This window comes from Flexibacter flexilis DSM 6793 (assembly GCF_900112255.1).
GTDB classification, from domain to species: Bacteria; Bacteroidota; Bacteroidia; order Cytophagales; family Flexibacteraceae; genus Flexibacter; species Flexibacter flexilis.
Genome location: NZ_FOLE01000037.1, coordinates 1 through 1,342, shown reverse-complemented (window position 1 = coordinate 1,342; position 1,342 = coordinate 1). Strand labels below are relative to the sequence as shown.

The window sequence follows — 1,342 nt, the reverse complement described above, 5'->3', positions numbered from 1 at the left end:
TTATTACATATTAGTAGATGATATTCAAATAGAAGCTCTTGTTCCTAACAATGTAGGTATAACATCTATTCTTGCACCAAGTGGAGCTTGTGGTACGCTGACCAATAGCACAGTTATTAAAGTTGGAATTAAAAATATAGGGACCTCTGCTCAAACATCCATTCCAGTTCATTATAGTATAAATAATGGAGTTGTTGTAACAGAAACATTTACAGGAAATTTAGCTTCAGGAGCTGTTACTGACTATACATTTACAACAACTGCAGATTTTACTAATATAGGTACTTATAACGTAGTGGCTTGGACGTCACTGGCTGGCGATGTAGTTATCAATAATGACTCTGCCGACATAGTGTATCATACAGGTTTTGTACCAGTAGATTTTACAGGCTTTAATGGAACGAACATTAGTACAGTATTTCCTGGTTGGAGTGAAGCGAATGGTTATATTTATCCAGGGGGTACAACCTCTGCTTGGGGTAATAATAGTGCTATATTTGAAAATAATACAGTAGCCTATGTTAACCTATACTCAACGGGTAAAAATGAATGGTTTGTTAGCCCTTCATTTAAAGCGGGCAGCAATGATGGATTATCATTTAAAGTTGCTTTAAGAAAATTTAGTGCTAATGGTGAGCTTTCGGCTATGGGTTCAGATGATACCTTGGCTGTAAAAGTTTCAACAGACTGCGGGGCTACTTGGACCAATATCTACAACATTACGGCAACAAATGCGCCAACGAGCCTTGAACTCACGGAGTTTGCCGCATCTTTGGCGGCATATGCAGGCCAAAACATACAAGTAGCTGTTGTGGCCACAGAAGGTGTTACTAATGATGAGGAAGATTATAATGTATATCTCGATGATGTTAAGCTAATACTTTTAGCTCCCAACGATTTGGGTGTTAAGCGTATTATTTCACCTTCTTCTAATTGCGGCTTGGGCAACCAAGCTACGATTAGTGTAAAACTTCGTAATTTTGGTACTGCGTCACAGTCTAACTTTCCTGTAAAATATAGTGTAAATAACCTTGTTGTAACAGAAACATTTACTGGTACACTTTCTGCTGGTGATTCAGTAACTTATGACTTTTCGACGCCTGCATCTGTAAGTTCGGCACAAGTTTATAATATTACATCTTGGACTAATTTAGATGGCGATGCAAATGGGATGAATAATGGAGCATCGATAACACTTACGCGTTACGGTTCACCATTGAGTGTAGTAACCTTCGCGAACTATGCATTTGATAATGTTATTGGCGAAGGTTGGTCCGAAGCCATTGGAGGTACATCTGTACAGGGTGATTCTCCATGGAAAACGGGTGGAATCAGTGGAAAT

At 38.7% G+C, this 1,342-nt stretch carries 1 protein-coding gene; it reads left to right on the top strand.

All coding sequences use genetic code 11. From position 1 onward, the window contains the following. The coding region (locus BM090_RS18025) for a choice-of-anchor J domain-containing protein (RefSeq protein WP_177200019.1) at positions 1 to 1,342 on the top strand (1,342 nt) is incomplete at both ends.